The organism is Glutamicibacter sp. NPDC087661 (assembly GCF_044743275.1).
Lineage (GTDB): Bacteria > Actinomycetota > Actinomycetes > Actinomycetales > Micrococcaceae > Glutamicibacter.
Map to the genome: position 1 here is coordinate 391,539 of NZ_JBIUWE010000004.1, position 17,335 is coordinate 408,873.

General features: G+C 61.8%; 18 protein-coding genes. 10 read left to right on the top strand and 8 right to left on the bottom strand.

Features of this window, described 5'->3' with window-relative positions; genetic code table 11:
• Nucleotides 1–18: 18 nt before the first annotated feature.
• A complete protein-coding gene (locus ACIOTN_RS13275) occupies nucleotides 19–1,467 on the bottom strand; it encodes a four-carbon acid sugar kinase family protein (protein ID WP_402735479.1) in 1,449 nt (482 codons plus the stop codon).
• A 168-nt stretch (nucleotides 1,468–1,635) separates the two neighbouring features.
• Here ACIOTN_RS13275 and ACIOTN_RS13280 point away from each other — a divergent pair, with 168 nt between their 5' ends.
• Nucleotides 1,636–2,337, top strand: a complete 702-nt coding sequence (locus ACIOTN_RS13280; protein WP_402735480.1) for a FadR/GntR family transcriptional regulator — start codon at nucleotides 1,636–1,638, stop codon at nucleotides 2,335–2,337.
• Nucleotides 2,338–2,571: 234 nt separating this feature from the next.
• On the opposite strand, the gene ACIOTN_RS13285 is transcribed toward ACIOTN_RS13280, so the two are convergent.
• On the bottom strand, nucleotides 2,572–3,489 hold the full coding sequence (locus ACIOTN_RS13285; protein WP_402735481.1) for an LLM class flavin-dependent oxidoreductase: 918 nt from the start codon (nucleotides 3,487–3,489) through the stop codon (nucleotides 2,572–2,574).
• Nucleotides 3,490–3,770: 281 nt separating this feature from the next.
• Here ACIOTN_RS13285 and ACIOTN_RS13290 point away from each other — a divergent pair, with 281 nt between their 5' ends.
• Both ACIOTN_RS13290 and ACIOTN_RS13295 read left to right on the top strand, forming a co-directional pair.
• Complete coding sequence (locus tag ACIOTN_RS13290) at nucleotides 3,771–4,271, top strand: hypothetical protein (protein WP_402735482.1); 501 nt, start codon at nucleotides 3,771–3,773, stop codon at nucleotides 4,269–4,271.
• A gap of 556 nt (nucleotides 4,272–4,827) precedes the next feature.
• Nucleotides 4,828–5,082, top strand: a complete 255-nt coding sequence (locus ACIOTN_RS13295) for a DUF3253 domain-containing protein (RefSeq protein WP_286134677.1) — start codon at nucleotides 4,828–4,830, stop codon at nucleotides 5,080–5,082.
• 645 nt (nucleotides 5,083–5,727) lie between these two features.
• Here ACIOTN_RS13295 and ACIOTN_RS13300 read toward each other — a convergent pair.
• Nucleotides 5,728–6,210, bottom strand: coding sequence for a hypothetical protein (locus ACIOTN_RS13300; RefSeq protein ID WP_105658938.1), 483 nt, complete (start codon nucleotides 6,208–6,210; stop codon nucleotides 5,728–5,730).
• A 135-nt stretch (nucleotides 6,211–6,345) separates the two neighbouring features.
• On the bottom strand, nucleotides 6,346–6,789 hold the full coding sequence (locus ACIOTN_RS13305) for a hypothetical protein (RefSeq protein ID WP_402697681.1): 444 nt from the start codon (nucleotides 6,787–6,789) through the stop codon (nucleotides 6,346–6,348).
• Nucleotides 6,790–6,996: 207 nt separating this feature from the next.
• Between ACIOTN_RS13305 and ACIOTN_RS13310 the strand changes: the two genes are divergently transcribed.
• The gene (locus ACIOTN_RS13310) at nucleotides 6,997–7,545 is read left to right on the top strand and encodes a MarR family winged helix-turn-helix transcriptional regulator (RefSeq protein WP_133833958.1); all 549 of its coding nucleotides are present in this window, start codon (nucleotides 6,997–6,999) and stop codon (nucleotides 7,543–7,545) included.
• Between the two features lie 284 nt (nucleotides 7,546–7,829).
• The gene (locus ACIOTN_RS13315; RefSeq protein WP_105658941.1) at nucleotides 7,830–8,129 is read left to right on the top strand and encodes a hypothetical protein; all 300 of its coding nucleotides are present in this window, start codon (nucleotides 7,830–7,832) and stop codon (nucleotides 8,127–8,129) included.
• Between the two features lie 88 nt (nucleotides 8,130–8,217).
• Here ACIOTN_RS13315 and ACIOTN_RS13320 read toward each other — a convergent pair whose 3' ends face one another.
• Complete coding sequence (locus tag ACIOTN_RS13320; RefSeq protein WP_402735483.1) at nucleotides 8,218–8,478, bottom strand: GlsB/YeaQ/YmgE family stress response membrane protein; 261 nt, start codon at nucleotides 8,476–8,478, stop codon at nucleotides 8,218–8,220.
• Nucleotides 8,479–8,656: 178 nt separating this feature from the next.
• Between ACIOTN_RS13320 and ACIOTN_RS13325 the strand changes: the two genes are divergently transcribed.
• A complete protein-coding gene (locus ACIOTN_RS13325) occupies nucleotides 8,657–10,543 on the top strand; it encodes a glycerophosphoryl diester phosphodiesterase membrane domain-containing protein (protein ID WP_402735484.1) in 1,887 nt (628 codons plus the stop codon).
• Nucleotides 10,544–10,553: 10 nt separating this feature from the next.
• Here ACIOTN_RS13325 and ACIOTN_RS13330 read toward each other — a convergent pair whose 3' ends face one another.
• Entirely contained in the window at nucleotides 10,554–11,786 is a 1,233-nt protein-coding gene (locus tag ACIOTN_RS13330) for a glutaminase (RefSeq protein WP_402735485.1), read from the bottom strand.
• A gap of 25 nt (nucleotides 11,787–11,811) precedes the next feature.
• Between ACIOTN_RS13330 and ACIOTN_RS13335 the strand changes: the two genes are divergently transcribed.
• The 3 genes from ACIOTN_RS13335 (at nucleotide 11,812) to ACIOTN_RS13345 (ending at nucleotide 13,636) form a co-directional block, all read left to right on the top strand.
• Complete coding sequence (locus ACIOTN_RS13335; protein WP_402735486.1) at nucleotides 11,812–12,228, top strand: cold shock domain-containing protein; 417 nt, start codon at nucleotides 11,812–11,814, stop codon at nucleotides 12,226–12,228.
• Nucleotides 12,229–12,419: 191 nt separating this feature from the next.
• Nucleotides 12,420–12,740 (top strand): putative quinol monooxygenase, encoded by a 321-nt coding sequence (locus ACIOTN_RS13340; RefSeq protein WP_105658946.1) that lies wholly within the window; start codon nucleotides 12,420–12,422, stop codon nucleotides 12,738–12,740.
• A gap of 95 nt (nucleotides 12,741–12,835) precedes the next feature.
• A complete protein-coding gene (locus ACIOTN_RS13345; protein ID WP_105658947.1) occupies nucleotides 12,836–13,636 on the top strand; it encodes an IclR family transcriptional regulator in 801 nt (266 codons plus the stop codon).
• A gap of 17 nt (nucleotides 13,637–13,653) precedes the next feature.
• Here the strand turns inward: ACIOTN_RS13345 and ACIOTN_RS13350 are convergent, their stop codons facing one another.
• Complete coding sequence (locus tag ACIOTN_RS13350) at nucleotides 13,654–15,240, bottom strand: GMC family oxidoreductase (RefSeq protein WP_105658948.1); 1,587 nt, start codon at nucleotides 15,238–15,240, stop codon at nucleotides 13,654–13,656.
• A complete protein-coding gene (locus tag ACIOTN_RS13355) occupies nucleotides 15,237–15,686 on the bottom strand; it encodes a hypothetical protein (RefSeq protein ID WP_402735487.1) in 450 nt (149 codons plus the stop codon). Before ACIOTN_RS13355 ends, ACIOTN_RS13350 begins: the two co-directional genes overlap by 4 nt.
• A 416-nt stretch (nucleotides 15,687–16,102) precedes the next feature.
• Here ACIOTN_RS13355 and ACIOTN_RS13360 point away from each other — a divergent pair, with 416 nt between their 5' ends.
• Entirely contained in the window at nucleotides 16,103–16,891 is a 789-nt protein-coding gene (locus tag ACIOTN_RS13360) for an SDR family NAD(P)-dependent oxidoreductase (protein ID WP_402697689.1), read from the top strand.
• Nucleotides 16,892–17,335 lie beyond the last annotated feature (444 nt).

The window sequence follows — 17,335 nt, forward strand, 5'->3', positions numbered from 1 at the left end:
AGGAAATTGTAAAGATGGTTAGAAAGTGGCGCTCAGCTTGGCGGTGACGGCGGTCAGCGAGCTGTCGTCGCCCACGTTGCCGGCGAAGACGATGTAGGGGATGCCGGCGGCAGGTCCGTCCACCGATTCCCAGAGCGAGACAATGCCCGGGAGCATCGGCCCGCGCACGATGGCATGGCGGATTTCCAGGCCATGGGCGGCGACATCCGAGGAGGTGATCCCGCCCTTGGCGATCACGAAGCGCGGGGGAGTAGCGTGCAGGATCAGGTTGACGACCGAAACCACCGCAGCGCTCACGGTGCGGGCGATCTCCAGCGACTGCGCCGCGTCATCGGTTTTCACCAGCTTGCGCGAGGTGTGCACGATGACATCCTGGGTGGCCAGGGCGGCGCTGATCTGCGCGGCCTTGCCCTTCAGGTAGGCCTCGGAGCCGTCGGCGAGGATTTCCGGGACGTCCAGCTCGATCACCGTGGCATTCGAGTGCCGGCTGGTCAGGTCGGCCAGCTGGCGGGTGGTCACGCCCACATGGGAGCCCACCACGATCAGCCCGCCGGCGGTGCGCCGCTCGGCGCCGTTGCCCGCGTAGATCTCCTCGGCGGACAATGGCTGCCGTTGCTGCTGGCCGATTCGGGCACGCACGAAGGGCGGGCCCACGCGGCACAGCACGCGGGTTCCGGCCGCTTCGGCCTGCTGCAGGCCCTCGGACAAGGCCAACAGGTCGTTTTCCGTGACGATATCCGCGGTGGCGACCTGTGCGTTGGAAGCTTCGGCCAGGCGGGTGGCGATGGAGGAAGCGCCGGAACGGATGGTGTCCAAGTCCAGGACCATCACGTCGTTGGCCGCGATGCGCCCGGCGGTCTTCTCGGCGACGTAGTCCGGCAGATAGCTGGTGCTGAATCCGAAGGTGGCGTCTTTGGCAAACTCAGTCTCGCTGACCTTGGCGACCTGGCCATCGATGGTGCGCATGTAGTGCTCGCCGGCCACGGTGATCCGCCCGGCTTCGCCGAAAGCAGGAACCATCAGCACGGCATCCACCGAGGAATCCGGATCCACGGCGGCCACGGTGGCGGCCAAGGTGTCGGTTTCCAGCGGGAAATGCCCGCGCAGGGTGGAGTCGCTACGGCTGACAAAGGACACCGACAGGCCGGTTTCCGCCGCTGCCTGCAAGGCGGCCCGGGCTACCTGCTCATTGCGCAGTGCGGCGTCGTCGGCGTCCAGGGAGCGGGTGTTGGTGAGCACGTAGACGGCCAGCGGGCGTTCGCCATCCAGCTGCAGGGCGAAGGCCCAGCGGAAGTCCTCGACTTCCCAGCTGGTGAGCACCGGAAGGTTGCTGACCGATTGGGTTCCGGTCGGGTCGTCATCCAGGACCACCAGCACGCTGCCGGTGGAGCGCGCGGCCTCGGCGATATTCGCGGGCGCGATCTCGCGCTCCGGGAGGTATCCGGCGAGCAACTCGGACTCAAGCATGGTCAAGGACTCCTTTGTCATTGGGCAATGCCTCGGCATCATAGGTAAGATGTCAGACATCTGTCATGACGATTAGTGTTACATGGATCGCGGTCAGCCGCAACTGCCTGCGGGACATAGACTGGACAGGTCTTTGGCGGGATGAATTGTCCCGGGGATGGAGGAAGCATGGCCCGGAAGTCATTGGTCGTAGAGGTCGCCGACAGCGTCTTGGACCGCATAGTCAGCGGTGAACTGTCGGTTGACGAGTTGATTCCTGGCGAGCTGGAACTCTGCGAGACCCTGGAAGTCAGCCGGATGACGGTGCGAGAAGCGATCAAGACACTCGCGGCGCAGAACATCATCCGCGTCGAACGGGGCCGCGGGACCTATGTGAATCCGGTCAACATGTGGAACTCGCTGGAGGCGGTAGTACGCGCCACAACCGCCGGCGTGGGGGCAGCCGCGGCCGCCGTGCAGCTGATCGAGTTGCGCCGCATGCTGGAGACCGGCGCCTGCGAGTTGGCCGCCTCGCGGATCACCGAGGAGCAGCTGGCAGCAATGGGCGAACTGCTAGAAGCCATGCGCGCAGCACACGCGGCCGCCGATCTGGACCGCTTTGTCGAAGCGGACCTGGAATTCCACGACGTGATCCTGCGGGCCTCGGGCAATGTTTTCGTTTCGGCGCTCTACGAGCCGCTGGGCCGAGTGCTCTCCTCACGGCGGCGTGAGACCAGCGCCTTCGCGCAGATCCAGCAGCACGCCATCGCCGAGCATGAGCACATCCTGGTTGCGCTTCAGCGGCACGACAGCTCCCAAGCCCGCCAGGCAATGGACAACCACATGCAGCAGACCCTCGATGACCTGAACACTTTCGTGCTCAATCGATAGCAACCCAGCCAGTTTTCGTTTGGCGCCGCGGAACGGGCAAGCGAGTTGAAGGTGGAGCTGTCCGTGTCGCCGAGCCGGCCAATTAGGAGAATCCTCTGTTCAAGGCGCTAGGCGAAGCAGGCAGAGGCTCGGCACCCTGGCAGGAACGCGGGATCCCGGGATACGGGGTGCATCCCTGCGTGCTGGGCCATGAACAGCTGACCGGGATGCACAGCAATGACGCAGAATCCGAGATCAGGCGTTGAAACTCTCGGCGAGCAGGCGATAGGCATCCAACCTGTCTGCCGGGTCGCAGACCAAGGTATTGAGCATCAGCTCATCGGCGCTGTGCTCTTCTGCCAAGGCCAGCAGCCGGTCGCGGACCTGGTCCGGGGTGCCTACGATCAGCGCTTGGCTGCGCTCCTTGGCACGGGCCCGTTCCTGCGCATTCCACGGGTGGCTCGTCGCTGTTGCCGTCGAGGGGATCGGTCCATCGTGGCCGAGGTCCTTGCGCACGCGCCAGAGCAAGAGCGCATTGGCCAGGGCCTGCGCCTTCTCTTCGGTTGAGGCGGTGGCAAAGCGAACGGCCAGCACGGTGTGGGCGGCGTGCCCCGCATTGGCCGAGGCCTCGCGGTAGGCCCGGGTGGCAGGCTCGCCGCCAGCAGGGCGCAGGAAGTGCCCATGGACGTAGCCCGCCCCGAGCATTCCAGGCAAGGGCGCGGTGGAACCGCCAGCGCCCAGTACCCAGACGCGGCCTGCCGGTTCGGTATCCGAGGGCTCGTGGACGGCGTCCGAATCATGCACCAGGGCGGCAATCTTCTGCGCGTAATGCGGGTCCGAGAGTGCAGCGCGGCCCACGCCGATGTCCACCCGGTCCGGGTGCACGGCGGCCAGCAGGCCCATGGCTTCGGAGACCTTCTGCGCCTGGTAGTACGGCAGCAAGATGGCACCGGTGCCGACCCGAATGGTCTCCGTGCGTTCCAAAGCCAGCGCGGTCATCATTTCCGGGGCGGCACTGGCGAAGGATTTCGAGTGGTGGTGCTCGGCAAACCAGATGCGGTGGTAGCCCAGCGCTTCCGCATCCTGAGCCAATTGCAGGCCGCTGGACAAGGCCTGGCCTGCGGTGGGGGCATGCTCGGTGAGCGGGACCTGGTCAAGTATGGAAAGCCTCATGCAGGCAGGCCTGCTTTGCGATTCTCCGGGGCAAGCTGCAGCTGCATGATCATGTCCTTTCAACGGCGAGGGTCCAGTCAGTGAGCTTACCGCGTTGCGCAGGGCAGCGGGGCATCCAAGACGCGGCAAGCAGGGGAGCGCTGGCGATCCTTGCCTCCACCCTGAGGGGGGAGGCGGGGCAACGGATATCATTCCCGGTCGGGAGGACATCGCCGGCGCGCGGAACTAGTGTTGACACGTAGAGAAAGCAGCAGCTGCGTCCACCTGAGAAAAGGAATCCCATGCACGGCACTTCGCGTTCAGCATCCAACCGCACTTCGACCTGGCTAGCGGCCAGTTCCGCAGCGCTTGTCCTCGGCATGGGCCTGACTGGATGCGGCGCCATTGAAAGCTTCGACAAATCGACTGCGGATGCCTGGGCGGTGACCTACGAGATCACCGTGAGCGGGGAAGCCGCCGATGAGCTGAGTGATGTGTCCTACCTGGACTCGCCCAGCCGCGGCGAAGACTCGGCCGAAGTGACCGAGCAAGCGGTGGCCACGACCAGCGGTGCTGGCAAGAACAGCGAATCAATCTGGACTGCGCAGAGCGTCATCACGGCCGAAAAGGATGCAGCCATCGCGGCTACGCCTGCCGCAGGCAGCACCGCCACCTGCCGGATCCTGCTCGACGGGGTAAAGGAGATCGCGGCGCAAACCGGCAAGCCCGGCGAACGCGTGGAATGCGCCGTAACGACCCCTGCCTTCGGGGAAAAATTGAACCCGGCATCAGCCAAACCATGATCGGAGCGGGTATCGGAAGCATTTGATGAGTAGTTGGCGTGCTCCGAAACCAAGTGAGCATCCCCAGAGATCGGGGGAGTGCCAGCGCCTATCTGGCACTAGCCACGAAGATAAAATGCCGAAGCCCTGCAGCTATCAAACAGCTGTAACCCTGCGGCAGTCCGCGAATGCAATTGCCCTTCATCAAGTTAATTTTCGACGATTTATAGAAAGCAAATTCTCTAGTAGTTGACTCATTCGCCATAGGATGCGATCAGCGCAACGGTGCGCTTCGGGAGTCGGACTTTGAATGGAGATGGGGTATAGGATGGCACCTTCAGAGAAGCCAGTACAAACCACCACCGACGGGCGCTACCTGATAATCAAGGGGCGGCGGTGGAGAGCCAGTGATCCCTCGATCCCTGCGAAATTACGACAAGAGCTGGTCAACGAGCTGATGTCAGCCCGCCGGGCAGTCAAGCAAGGCGAAATCGGCGCTAGCAAGCGTGTGAATAATGCCAAGCTCGCACTGGGCGAACGTGGACAGCCGTGGTGGGAGGAGCCGGAATCGGATTCAATGGGAGAGCGAATCCGCGCGACCATTCGCAGCTTGCTGAGCCATAGGGCAAACACGTCAATCTGCCCGAGTGATGTTGCACGCATAGTGGGCGGGCCGGACGAAGGGTGGCGTAAGTGCATGGGCCAAGTGCGCCAGATTGCCGCGGCATTGGCCGTGCAAGGTGAAGTCGTTGCAACTCAAAATGGCGAGCCCGTGGAAGCTGACGGTGTCAAAGGGCCAATTCGGATTAGACGCCGACACCCAGGCGAATAAAATTGCCCGATCTCTAGGGGAAGAACCGAGAATATGCTGGCACCGAGGTCTTCATGCCCGGTGAAGAGGGAGTGCTTCGGGCAAGGAGTCGACCCTCTAGACGCCGTGCTCGGTGACCATGAGCCGGCTGTGGTCGCTAAGCTATCGACCGTAATGCTGGAGCGCTTTAAAGAGGCAGTAGCTGTCGTCTTCGCGGTCAATATCGAGCATAACTCGGTAGGGGATGAACTTTTTCGCTGAGCTCCTGGAATCCGTCCTTAAATGTTTAACTGCCGAAGTTCCAACGAAAGGAGGCAGTTGACTGAAGTGGACGCTGCGTCCTAGGTAACTTTACGTGCTGATGGTGAGCATTTCTTAATGATTTTCACGAGAAGGCGTCATTGAAAGGGAACTGGCAGGCAGAAGATCCCGGTTCGAAGGCTACGAAAAGGAAGCATCATCGCTTCATGGGTAATGCCATCACGCTTTGTGCACTTTGTTGTGGCTTAGTGGCTGTTCTGGATCCTGGTATCCGCAACCCTGGATAGAGGACCGAGGCCAACAACTAGCCCCCAGAAGAAGCCCGGTTCTGGCCCATTAGCGGTCCAACCCAACATGGGTATTGACCAGCCATGAGAATGAGCCAGGACCGCTGGGCTGAAGGGCTTACTGGCTGGCGCCCGCCGCGACGGGCGCTTCTGCGTGGCAGCGTTCCGGGAGAGGATATCGAGCCGGTGAGGTGGTTCGCGACTGCATAGCGGGGCAGGCTGGGATCTTGTGGGCGACGGCAGTATTCTTCCAGAATTTCACACGGAACTCGGCAATGAGCTCGGTCGCCAGGCGTTCGAAGAACTCTTCCATGGTGAGTCGATCAGCGCAGGCCCTGGTGACTTTCAGTGCTGCTTGGGGGACGGTGACATGCATCATGTGCAGTTCTTCGGTTTGCGGATCGAGCATGGCCACCAGCACTGCACGGCCATGGATTGATGCCATGCCCATGGCATCGTTGAGCGATTCGGCAGGCTGCGTCATGACGATCGGCATTCCCTGCGCCCAGCCGTAGTCGGACAGGTGGGACTTGCCTTCACGGGTGGCGAGAAAATCAGCGACTCTGACTGCGGTTCGGGTTCGTGCGATTCGACCTGGCATTTTAGATACTTCCCTTTCGTGCACTGCTCATGAAAAATATCGATGTGGACGTAATTCTCCGCAGTGAGATGCGCTTCGGAAAGGTCCCGTCGTTTTGGTGGTGCCGCTCTTGGTGTGCGGCGGGTGCTGCAGATCCTAGGCCATGCTCAAATCTGCATGGGATCCATCTGATTCACTTCCCAAACTGGTAGGTTCGAACCCTAAACCAGTGGTGGGGGCCAGCGAAGGTGCGGCGGAAGGCTGATCGAGCCAATGTGCTGGGAGTCCAGCTTCGGGCGCGTGCTCTGGTGCTGCGAGCAGGCTCTCCTTGCCGGCGACGGCGAACTGCAGATTCTTCACCTCGAATCGGACACCGAGCGCTGTCTCCATCTGCGGCATGAGGGTGTCGTTGACATATTGCATCAGCGAGGATACGTCCCGTTCACTCTTCGCGGTGCAGGCCAAATTCACGACCAGCTGCTCCGGGGACCCGGTAATGGTGCATATTGCTGAATGCACCGCGTCCCGGCTCCGACACTCTTCAGAGGCGAAGGCGGCGATCTTGTGGATTCGCGTGGTCCACGAATTGGTGTCATGCATCGTTGTTTCTACGGGAACTGCTAAGGATTCTTTCATCTTTCACTCCGGTACTGATAGCTGTTTCGTAGTAGAATATCTTTAGACAAGCTAACTATTAGATAGGTTACATGATTTTTTCTGTGTTGAGCAAGCTGGACCTCGCGAAGAAGGGTATTGGAACCCCAGGGGTTGCGGGCATGGCGTTCGCATCCGGCGGAAGGAGTTTTCATGAGTAGGTATCAAGCCAGTGGGTATTGGTACGGCGAGGGCCGTTCGGTGCCCGAAGCGGTGGATTTGCTGAATCTGATGCGCAAGTACCGTGAGGCGGAGCGCAAGATGCGAGCTGCGACCCGCGGTTCGATGGGAATGAATGAGACCGATATGTCGGCGCTGCGCTTCCTGCTCGCTGCGCACCGTAAGGGGTTGGTTCCCCGCCAGCGGGATTTTGCTGAGGAACTGGGGATCTCCAATGCCTCGGTGTCGGTATTGATCGACCGGTTATGCCGCGATGGGTATGCCGAGCGTATTGTGCATCCTGCAGATCGGCGGTCTGTGGGAATTGTGCCCACTGACTACAGTGATACGGACGTTCGAGGAACGCTGCATCGGATGCATGAGCAGATGATGGATGCCGTATGCACGCTCTCCGAGGCCGAGAGGGTTGCGGTTGCCAAGTTCCTGAAGGCCATGATCCGCAGCGTCGAGATCGAGGACGAGCCAAGCCAGCCTTCCAGGGGGAAATCTCAGATGGCGGAGAGCACCGCGTCTTCCCGGTAGGTGCAGAGCGCATAGCACCGCTTTATCCACGCTGGAAGATCTGACCGATACCTTAGTTAGCAGACCGACCAAGGGATAGTAGCCCGTTTAGTTTCCTTCAGTGATTTTGATTCTCCACGTGCTCTAGTTGAGTGATCGTCTGACGCGCGAGGGGCCTAGTTCCTGTGTTTCTGAAGACAGGTTTCTGAGGAAAACCTTGTGGTAGCTGTCGCAGGCAACTTGGACGCGTAAGTTAGACGAAACCAGAAAGTATTTAGCCTTTCTAACAAGTTAGGATGATGCAAATGCCACGAAAGCACGTTGATGTAAGTGTCAGTCATGCTGAGTTCGAGGATCTGAATAACGCTCTGGAGGACCATCGAGATGGTTTCAAGAAGATGGCCGAAGAAGCGACTAATGGCTTCGGCTTAGAGCCGGCCTACTGGGAAGGACGGGCCCAGGAAGTCGAGGGTCTACGCGAGACGATTCACGAGCACAGTACTGACGAGCTCGAACAGAGCGAGTCTTCCACCAAGGAAGCGGACACTGGCCCCGAGGTTGATTCGGCTCGGGATCGGGACTTTGAATCCGATTCTCGCCAGTGAGCATCCGGCGCAGGCATGCGAGAGGCACTTCCTCATACGGCAACGGTCCACCACTATTCCGTGGTGGACCGTTGCTTTTCAGGTGCAGTTAGGCACGCTTGCGCGTGAACAATCCCCAAATCCCCAATACGATCAGCGACCCGCCGATGGCCAGGAGCCAGCTGGACAGGGACCAGAACTGGTCCACGCCTTCGCCGAAGACTGCTGAGCCGATCCGGCCACCTACGATTGCGCCGACGATGCCCAGCAGCAAAGTAGCGAGCCATCCGCCGCCCTGCTCTCCGGGTTTGATGGCCTTGGCAATAGCACCGGCGATCAGTCCCAAAACGATCCAACTTGAAATATCCATGGGTTCTTCTCGACTAGTTCGTATTGGGTCTTGCCCGTTGGCGGTGACACTCGCCCCTTGTCCAGCAAGCTACCCGCAGCTGCCATCCAGCAGGCGCACAGCGAACGGCACGTGGCGGCGATAGAATTGCAAGGAGCCGCCGAGGTGTACCCGGCGGGCGGGAAGGCAAAGCAAAGCAGTGGACCCAAGGATTTCATCGCGCAAGGACAGGCAGAACTTTCCTGCCGCTGCGCTGCCCTCGGGCCGCGGCCTGCCTGCCCTGAGGCAGATCCTCGGTTTCCTGCTGCGCGTGCTGAAGCTTGGGCACGTGCGCGTTTTCCGCTACCTGGCGGTGATCACCACCTTGCAGGCAGCTAATGGCTTGCTGGTCATCCCTGCGATCAAGTACCTCTTCGGCTTGGCGCTGGAAATCAGCAAGCTGAACAACGTCACCGACCGGACCTACACCGTGCTGCTGGCCCATCCGGTCTCGGTGCTGCTCCTGCTGGCCATCGCGGTGCTGGCACTGGGCGCGGTGAGCGTGCAGTTCGTAGCACTGATCGTGATGGTCAACCGCCAGCAATCCGGGAAGCCTCCCAACCTGCGGGCCGAGTGCCGCGAGACCGCCGACTGCCTTGGCCGGATGCTGTCCTACCCCTCGCCGCTGATGATGGTGTACTTTTTCCTCGCCCTGCCGCTGGGCGGCTTGGGCCTGTCTTCGGTGCTGATCCAGGGTGTGGGGATCCCGCCCTTCGTGACCCGCGAGTACCTCAAGGCGCCGCTGAGCACGGGGATCTACCTGCTGATGATCGGGGCGATCATCTACGCCAACCTCCGCCTGGTGCTCACCTTGCCGCTGCTGGCTGTCGGGCCGAAGCGGCCGCTGGCTGCCTTGGGCACCAGCCTGAAGGCCACGCACCGCAACAGCCTGCGCTACCTGCTGCTGATCGGGATCCCGCTGGGAGTCTGCGCCCTGTGCGCCTCGCTGCTGGTCGAGGCGCTGGTATGGACCTCGGATCTGGCCGCCAGCCTGCTCGGCGTGCAGAACTCCGCGCTGGTGGCGACCCTGTGCATCGGCGTGGGACACACGCTCGGTTTCCTGCTGATCGGAGCCGCGACCGTGGTGGCGATTCAGATTGTGGTGGCCCTGAGCCGCGAGCACCTGGCACTGCCCGTCACCCTGCAGGAGCGCTCGCAGCGGCATCGCAGCGCGCAGTCGCGCGCACTGAAGGCCACCGCCGGGACCGCGGCCGCGGCCTTGGTGCTTTCAGCGAGCTTTGCCGCATCCCCTGCCTTGGGGCAGACCGCAACGGGAGCCGGGGACGCGCAGATCCTGGCCCACCGCGGCTACTCGGCGGGCGGGGTGGAAAACACCTTGGGAGCCCTGGAAGCCGCGGCAACGCATCAGGCCGACATCGTCGAGGCCGATTTCCAGGAAACCGCGGACGGGCATTTCGTAGCCAGCCACGATACCAACCTGCTGGTGGTCGCCGGGGTGAACCGGAACATCCACGAGATGACCCTGGCCGAAGTCCGGAAGGTCACCGTGCGCGAAGGCGGCTTCGCCGACCGCATCCCCACCATGCAGGAGTACCTGGAGCACGCCGATGAGCTGGGCATCCCGGTGCTCGTGGAGCTGAAGGTCACCGGCCACGAATCCAAGGGCTACCTGGAGCGCTTCCTGGCGCAGCTGGACGCTACCGGGACCACCACGCAGAACATCTACCATTCGCTCAGCCCCCGGGCAGTCAAGGAAATCAAGGCGCAGCGCCCCGAGCTGCGGGTCGGGCTGACCGTGGCCATGAGCGTGGGCGGGCTGCCGAAGGCGAACGCCGATTTCTACACCCTGGAGCAGGCCTCCTTCACCCGCGAATTCCTGGAGCAGGCCCACGCGCTGGACCGGGAGGTGTATGCCTGGACCGTTAATGACGAGTCCACCATCCGCGAGCTGCTGGGCCTCGGCGTGGACGGCATCGTCACCGACAACGTGGAACTGGCCATCCGGGACCGCTACCTGGTGGCCAACAACCCCGCCGCGGAGTACCGGGTGGGTTCCGCGCTGGCGTACCTGGACATCTTCCGCTAGATTCCGGCGCTCAGGGCGTCTCCGGATAGGTGCCATCGCCCAAATCCGGATTTGCCAGCGACTGCAACGGATCATGCAAGAACACCCGACGCCCTTCATTGCGCAGCCGGCGCAGCCCTTCCAAGGTCATTCGCCGGGCCACATCGGTGAAGGAGAAGACCCGGGAAATATCCACATGCACGTCTCCGTCGAAACGCGACTCGGACATGATATCGAGCAGTTCGGCAGCAGCGGTGAACTGCACGTTGCCCTGCAGCGAGAAGGTCTCGCGCGTGCCGCCGCGCTGCACGTCGATGACATCGAGCCGGCCATGGCTCGGGGCCAGCAGGTGCATGCCCATGTCCGTGGACAGCCGCTCGAAGGCCCGCCGCGCCCGCTGGCTGTTGCCGTGCGAATCCAGCCGCGGCGAGAACGCGCCGATGCCCACCTGGTCCGGCAGCACGCCCACCAGCCCGCCGGCCACCCCGCTCTTGGCGGGGATCCCGACGCGGGTCAGCCAGTCGCCGGCCCCGTCGTACATTCCGGCCACCGCCATCACCGACATCACCTGGCGGGCCGTGGCCTCGTCCATGATCCGCTCGTGCGTGCACGGCTGCACCCCGCCATTGGCCAAGGTGGCGGCCATCGCCGACAGATCCGCCACGGTGACCAGGATGGAGCACTGGCGGGTGTAGCCGGTGACCACCTCATGCGGGTCATCGCCGATGATCCCGTGCTTGCGCAGCATGTGGGCCATGGACAGGTTGTGGTCCGCGGTGCCCAGCTCCGAGTTGAAGACCGCTTCGTCGATGCGCAGCCGGCGCCCGGCCAGTGCGGAGAACAAATCCAGTGCCCGGTCAACGCGCTGCTCGCCGGTGGCGTCGGCGCCGACCATCAGGCCGTGGGCGGCGATCGCCCCGGCATTGATCATCGGGTTCTTCGGCCGATTGGTGCCATCCTCCAGCGACAGCTCGTTGAAGGCCTCGCCCGAAGGCTCCACCCCGATATGTTCCAGCACATGCTCCAGCCCGCGGTCCATGATGGCCGCCGCGTAGGCGAAGGGCTTGGAGATGGACTGGATGGTGAACTCGATCCCGGCATCCCCGGCGCTGTAGGTGCTGCCCATAGCGGTGGTCACGGCCAGGGCGAAGAAATCCGGATTGGCGTCGGCCAGTTCGGGAATGTAGCCGGCGCGCTGCCCGGAGGTGTCGTCGCGCAGCGCATCGAGCACTTCGTGGAGGTAATCGGGAATCGGATTCTTCATGGTGCCATTTCCTCTTGGATCTCGGGTGGATTCTGCCATTGTTCCGGTTATGGCCCACCCTATCGGCAAGAGCGCCCTATGCCGTGTACCCATGCTTACGGCCGGTCAGAAAGTGCCTGCAGAAGTTGCTGGAATTCTGGGACGTTCAGCCGCGCAGGGCTTTGCCGTGCGGCGACTTCTATGGGGACAGAAAGCTGGCCCCGATCATAAGGAGAGAGATCATGAAATGCAGGCTGATCATGCGTGCAATTTCGGATTCATCCAGCCTTCTGGCGGATTTGCCGATGCCTTCGCGCATTGCAGTGCAATTCAGAGCTTCGGATTCATGAGCGTCGAAGAAGGCCAATCAGTCGAATACAAGATTGAAGCGGGACCGCCGAAGGATGCCGTGATGGGCGATGAGGATCTGGCCGGCAACCACTCGCTGCTGAGGCTGCTCTGATTTGGATTTCACTGCCACTATCGCGCCTGGAGTCTCGGACAGGATGGCTGCTGCAGGACACTGTTGTCCTCTTGGGATTGCCGCATTCTCGCCTGTCGATAATGCGTATAGGCCCAGCCGCGTGGCACCGGGGAAACTGGCAGTAGTCCCTGTTTCTGCAGGGATGTGCTGCTTACCGAAAGGACGTCATCGTGTACTTTATTGTCGTTAAATTCAAAGTCAAGCCGGATTGCTCAGACCGCTGGCCGGATCTGGTGCGCAGTTTCACCGAGTCAACCCGTGCGGAACCAGGCAACCTTTGGTTTGATTGGTCGCGCAGCCTTGAAGACCCCAACGAATTCGTTCTGGTTGAAGCCTTCCAGGACGACGCAGCTGGAGACCACGTGGGCAGCGACCACTTCAAGCAGGCCATGATCGACATGGCGCCGGCCCTGGTTGAAACTCCGCGCATTGTCAGCCGGCAGATCGAAGGCGATACCTGGGACCGCATGGGCGAATTGGAAATCAGCTAGCAACTTTTGCGATGAACCCTGAAATTGCTGGGGCAAGGCCAGCGGCAGCTGCGACTCATATTGAAGTTCCCAGCTCACCTCGACAAGATGGGGTTATGGGATATAACGATTCACTAGCTGGCCTTGCTTCAGTTCAAAAAGCATTCGCCTTGCTGGACGTGGTGGCCGCGCATAACCGGGGTATGGCTGCCAAGGAGATCGCTGCAGAACTGCAGATGCCCTTGCCTACCGTTTATCGCCTGCTCAAGACCTTGACCCTGTCGGGCCACCTGGTCCACCTGCGCGATGAAGGGCTCTATGCCCTGGGCTACAAGCTTCACGCCCTGGATAACTCGCTGCGCCGGCAGGTAGGCACCCCGCCTTCGGTGGCGCGCTTGATCCGCGAATTGCATGTGCGGGCCGATGCCGCCGCCTACTACGCAGTGCACCGCGGAGAAGATATCGTGGTGGCCCACGTCGTTGAGTCGCCACTGCGCCCGCGCATCACCCCCATGGGCTTCGGGTTCAACAATGGTGCCCATGCGACCGCCTTCGGCAAAGTGCTGTTGGCGGCCATGGATGCCGAACGCTGCCACGCCTACCTGGACAAGCACGGCATGCCCGGGATGACCTCCGCGACCATCTGCGATCCGCAGGTCTTTGCCGCAGAACTGGACGCCGTACGCGAGACCGGCATTGCCATCGAACGCGAAGAATTCATCCGAGGCGCCTCCTGCATGGCCGCCCCGGTAACCACGGGCGCCGGGCAAGTCATCGGATCGGTGGCAGTTTCCATGGACCCGGCCGAATTCCAGACCCGCCACCGAGACGTCTCCGTCCTGCTGCGCGATGTGGCTTCGCGGGTGAGCCGCGCGCTGCGGGGCACCTCGATGCTAGGCGCAGCTTGCGCCGACTAACGAGGTGCCCGGACAGCCTACAACTTGGCCTGGGCCATTTGCTCGACGATGTACTCGGCCTGGCGGATGGCCAGCGCCACGATGGTCAAGGTCGGATTGGCCGCGGCTCCAGTGGTGAATTGCGAGCCATCGGAGATGAACAGATTCGCAACATCATGGGCCTGGCCGAAAGCGTTGACCACCCCGTCTTCAGGACGCTGGCTCATTCGCGCCGTACCGAGATTATGCGTCGACGGGTACGGGGGAGTGTGGTGCGTGGACCGCGCGCCCACTGCCTCGAAGAGCAGCGAACCCTGCTGGTAGCCGTGCGTTCGCATGGCGAGGTCATTGGAGTGGTCGTCAAAATGGACATTCGGCACCGGCAGGCCCAAGCGGTCGCTCACCGTGTTGTTCAGCGTGATTCGATTGCTTTCCTGCGGCATATCCTCACCGGTAATCCACATGCCCGCAGTGTTCAAGTAGTCGTCCAGCAGCGTAGTGAATTCCGGTCCCCAGCCGCCGGGCTCCACGAAGCTGGCGAGGAACGCCGGCCCCAAGGCGATGGTTTCCATGTAATAGCCACCGCAGAATCCGCGATCCGGATCATGGCGGGATTCGTCGGCAATCAGCCCGGCCATCGTCTCGCCCCGGTGCATGTTCACCGGCTGGTCGAACTTGGCATAGACGCTGCCGGTGGTGTGGCGCATGTAGTTGCGGCCCAGCTGGCCCGAGGAGTTCGCCAATCCATCGGGGAACAGCGGCGAAGCTGACAGCATCAGCAAGCGAGGGGTTTCAATGGCGTTGCCGGCCACCGCCACGATGCGGGCTTTTTGGCGCTGCGGGTTCCCTTCGGAATCTATGTAGATGACTCCGTCCACCTTGCCGGCAGCAGTATGGGTAACTTGAACAGCATGCGATTCGGGACGCAAATCCAGCAGGCCGGTGCGCAGCGACTTCGGGATTTCCGAGACCATTGTGGACCATTTGGATTTGTTCTTGTCGCCCTGGAAGTTGAACCCATCCTGGATGGATGCTGGGCGGCCGTCGTAGGGTTCGGCATTGGTTGCGTAGGGCCCTGTGGCATACTGGCGGTAGCCCAGGCGCTGGGCTCCATTGGCAAAAACCTTGTAGTTGTTGTTGGCCGGCAGCGCGGGACGCCCGTGGCGGTGGGTGCTGCCCATCTTCTGCTCGGCACGGTCGTAGTACGGTGCCAAATCGTCCAGGGTGATGGGCCAGTCCAGCAGGTTGGCCCCGTCGACCCGGCCGTAGGTGCTGCGCGCCTTGAACTCATGTGCCTTGAATCGCGGGGTGGCCCCGGACCAGTGGGTGGTGGTGCCTCCGACCGCCTTGACGATCCAGGCCGGCAGATTGGGGAAGTCGCGGGCCACGCGCCATGACCCCGAGGTGGTCCGCGGATCCAGCCAAGCCATCTGGTTGAAGGCGGCCCATTCGTCCTGGTGGTAGTCCTCATTCTTCAGATACGGGCCGGCCTCCAGCATGACCACCTTGACGCCCTTGGAAACCAGCTCATGGGCCAAAGTTCCGCCGCCGGCGCCGGAGCCGATGACGACAACTACCGAGTCGTCGTCATGGTCGTGCACTGCCGATTGCTCTTCGGTGCTCATCGGGTTGTCCCTTCCTCGAGGATTCCTGAATCACCCAGGACGTTGTCCACGGGTTTGCTGCTGGTTTCCGGTGCGTAGGCTTTCACGGCGTAGGGAAGCGGGCCCTGGTCTTGTACGGGCTCTCCGCTTTCCTCGATGCGCGGTTCGGGCAACCAATTCAGATCATTGAAACCGCGGTTCACGTAGCCGCCCTTGGAGAAGGATTCGCCTTCGTAGCCCAGGGCCTGATGCACTTCGGGGTCATCGTAGAAATTGAGGACTACGGTGCGGCGGATGAAGGCGAAGAACTCCAGATCCACGATGCGCTTGAGCACCGCCAGTGCACGGTCATCGGGAAGATCCAGGAAATGCTCTTCGCTGAGCGTATCCAGGGTCATCAAGCCCTGGGCCAAAGCCATGCGGAACCAGCTGGATTCGGCTGAAGCCTCGATGATTTTCTCTGTCATGCGCTCGTAGGGCCCATCCGGGAACTGCGGGTGCGGAAACGAAACCCGAATGATCCGGGTCAAGATCCGCCGAGCCTCATCCGAGAGCTCCAGGGCGTTGAGAGATGAATATTTTGCTGGGAACACCATTGTTGTCACCTCGATTATTAGACGGTTAGGTCAGTTCCTGCGCTGATTCTGCAGGGAAACCGGCAGTGAAGCCTTACTTGGATTATGTAGTGCACGTCACAGTGCTGCCAGCGTCGTTATCGGCTGGTGAGAATGGCCCGGCAACTCGCTCGGCGCCACGTTGCGGGCATTATCGCTCTGCGAGAACGAAGCTATCCCCGGAGCGAGCGCGGGCCCCAAGCTGGGCAGACTCGACGGGCCAAGGGGCCGCTTCAAAGTCCGAGCAGCATCTAACAGGAGGAATCACCATGGCAGGATCCACCGCAGGGGTCGCACTCATCACCGGAGCAGGACGAGGGATTGGAAGGGCCATCGCCGAGCGCCTGGCTGATGATGGGCAGGACATCATCGTTGCCGATGTCCCAGGAGCCCAGGAGAACGTGGATGAGGTCATCGCCGCCGTCCAGCAGCGCGGGCGCCGTGCGGTCGGGGTAGCCGGAGACGTGTCGAACCCCGAAGACGTGGAACGGATGATCAAGGAGGGTACCGAAGCCTTGGGCGACCTGACGGTGTTCGTGGCCAACGCCGGCATTGCGCAGGTTGAGGAGATCCTGGACGTGAAACCCGAGGCGTTGGACCGCATGCTCGACGTGAACATCAAAGGCGTCTTCTATTCCTACCAGCTGGCGGCCAAGCGCTTCATTGAGCAGGGCAGCGGCGGGAAAATCATTGGCGCGGCATCCATCGTTGCTTTCCGTCCGTTTCCCATCCTCGCCTCGTATTCGGCCACCAAATGGGCGGTGCGAGGACTGACCCAAGCGGCCGCCATGGAGTTCGCCAAACACAACATCACCGTCAATTCCTATGCGCCGGGCGTGGTGGGAACCGCGATGTGGGATTTGATTGACGAGCGGCTCACGGCGCGTGAAGGAACCCCGAGGGGCAGTGCCCTGCAGGCGCAGGTGGACAACATTCTGGCTGGCCGTGTTTCCGAGCCGGAGGACGTCGCCAAGCTGGTGAGTTATTTGGCAGGCCCGGACTCGGACCACATGACTGGCCAGACCGTCTTGATCGATGGCGGCATCAACTTCTCCTGACGCATGGGCATTGACGAGGTTCGCCATGGAGCACTGTAGCTCCGCGGCGAACCTCTTCGCTGTTGGGTGAGCCGGCAAGCGGCCGGCTCAGTGCCCACCGCCCAGGCATTTGCGCATCTTCAAGCAAGCGGTAGTCAGCCCTTCGACGTCCGCATTCTTGGGAGCCGTGCCTGACGATGACGAAATTCTGCGGGTCTTCGGCCTAGTTGAACTGCGTGTCCAGGTCGTTGGAAGAAGCTAAGAGCAATACGCCAGTGAGCCACGCCCGTCAGGAACCGCCGAAGACGGTAGCGCCCGGAAATAGAGCTTCTCCTTCTTGGGCGCCATGCGCCGGACCAGCGTATTTCGCGGACTTAAAAGAAGCCAATGGATCTGAACCGAAGATACAGGTTTGTTGAATCTCCGGCATAGCCGATCAGCTCGGCTGCCGGTAATCTTGTGAAA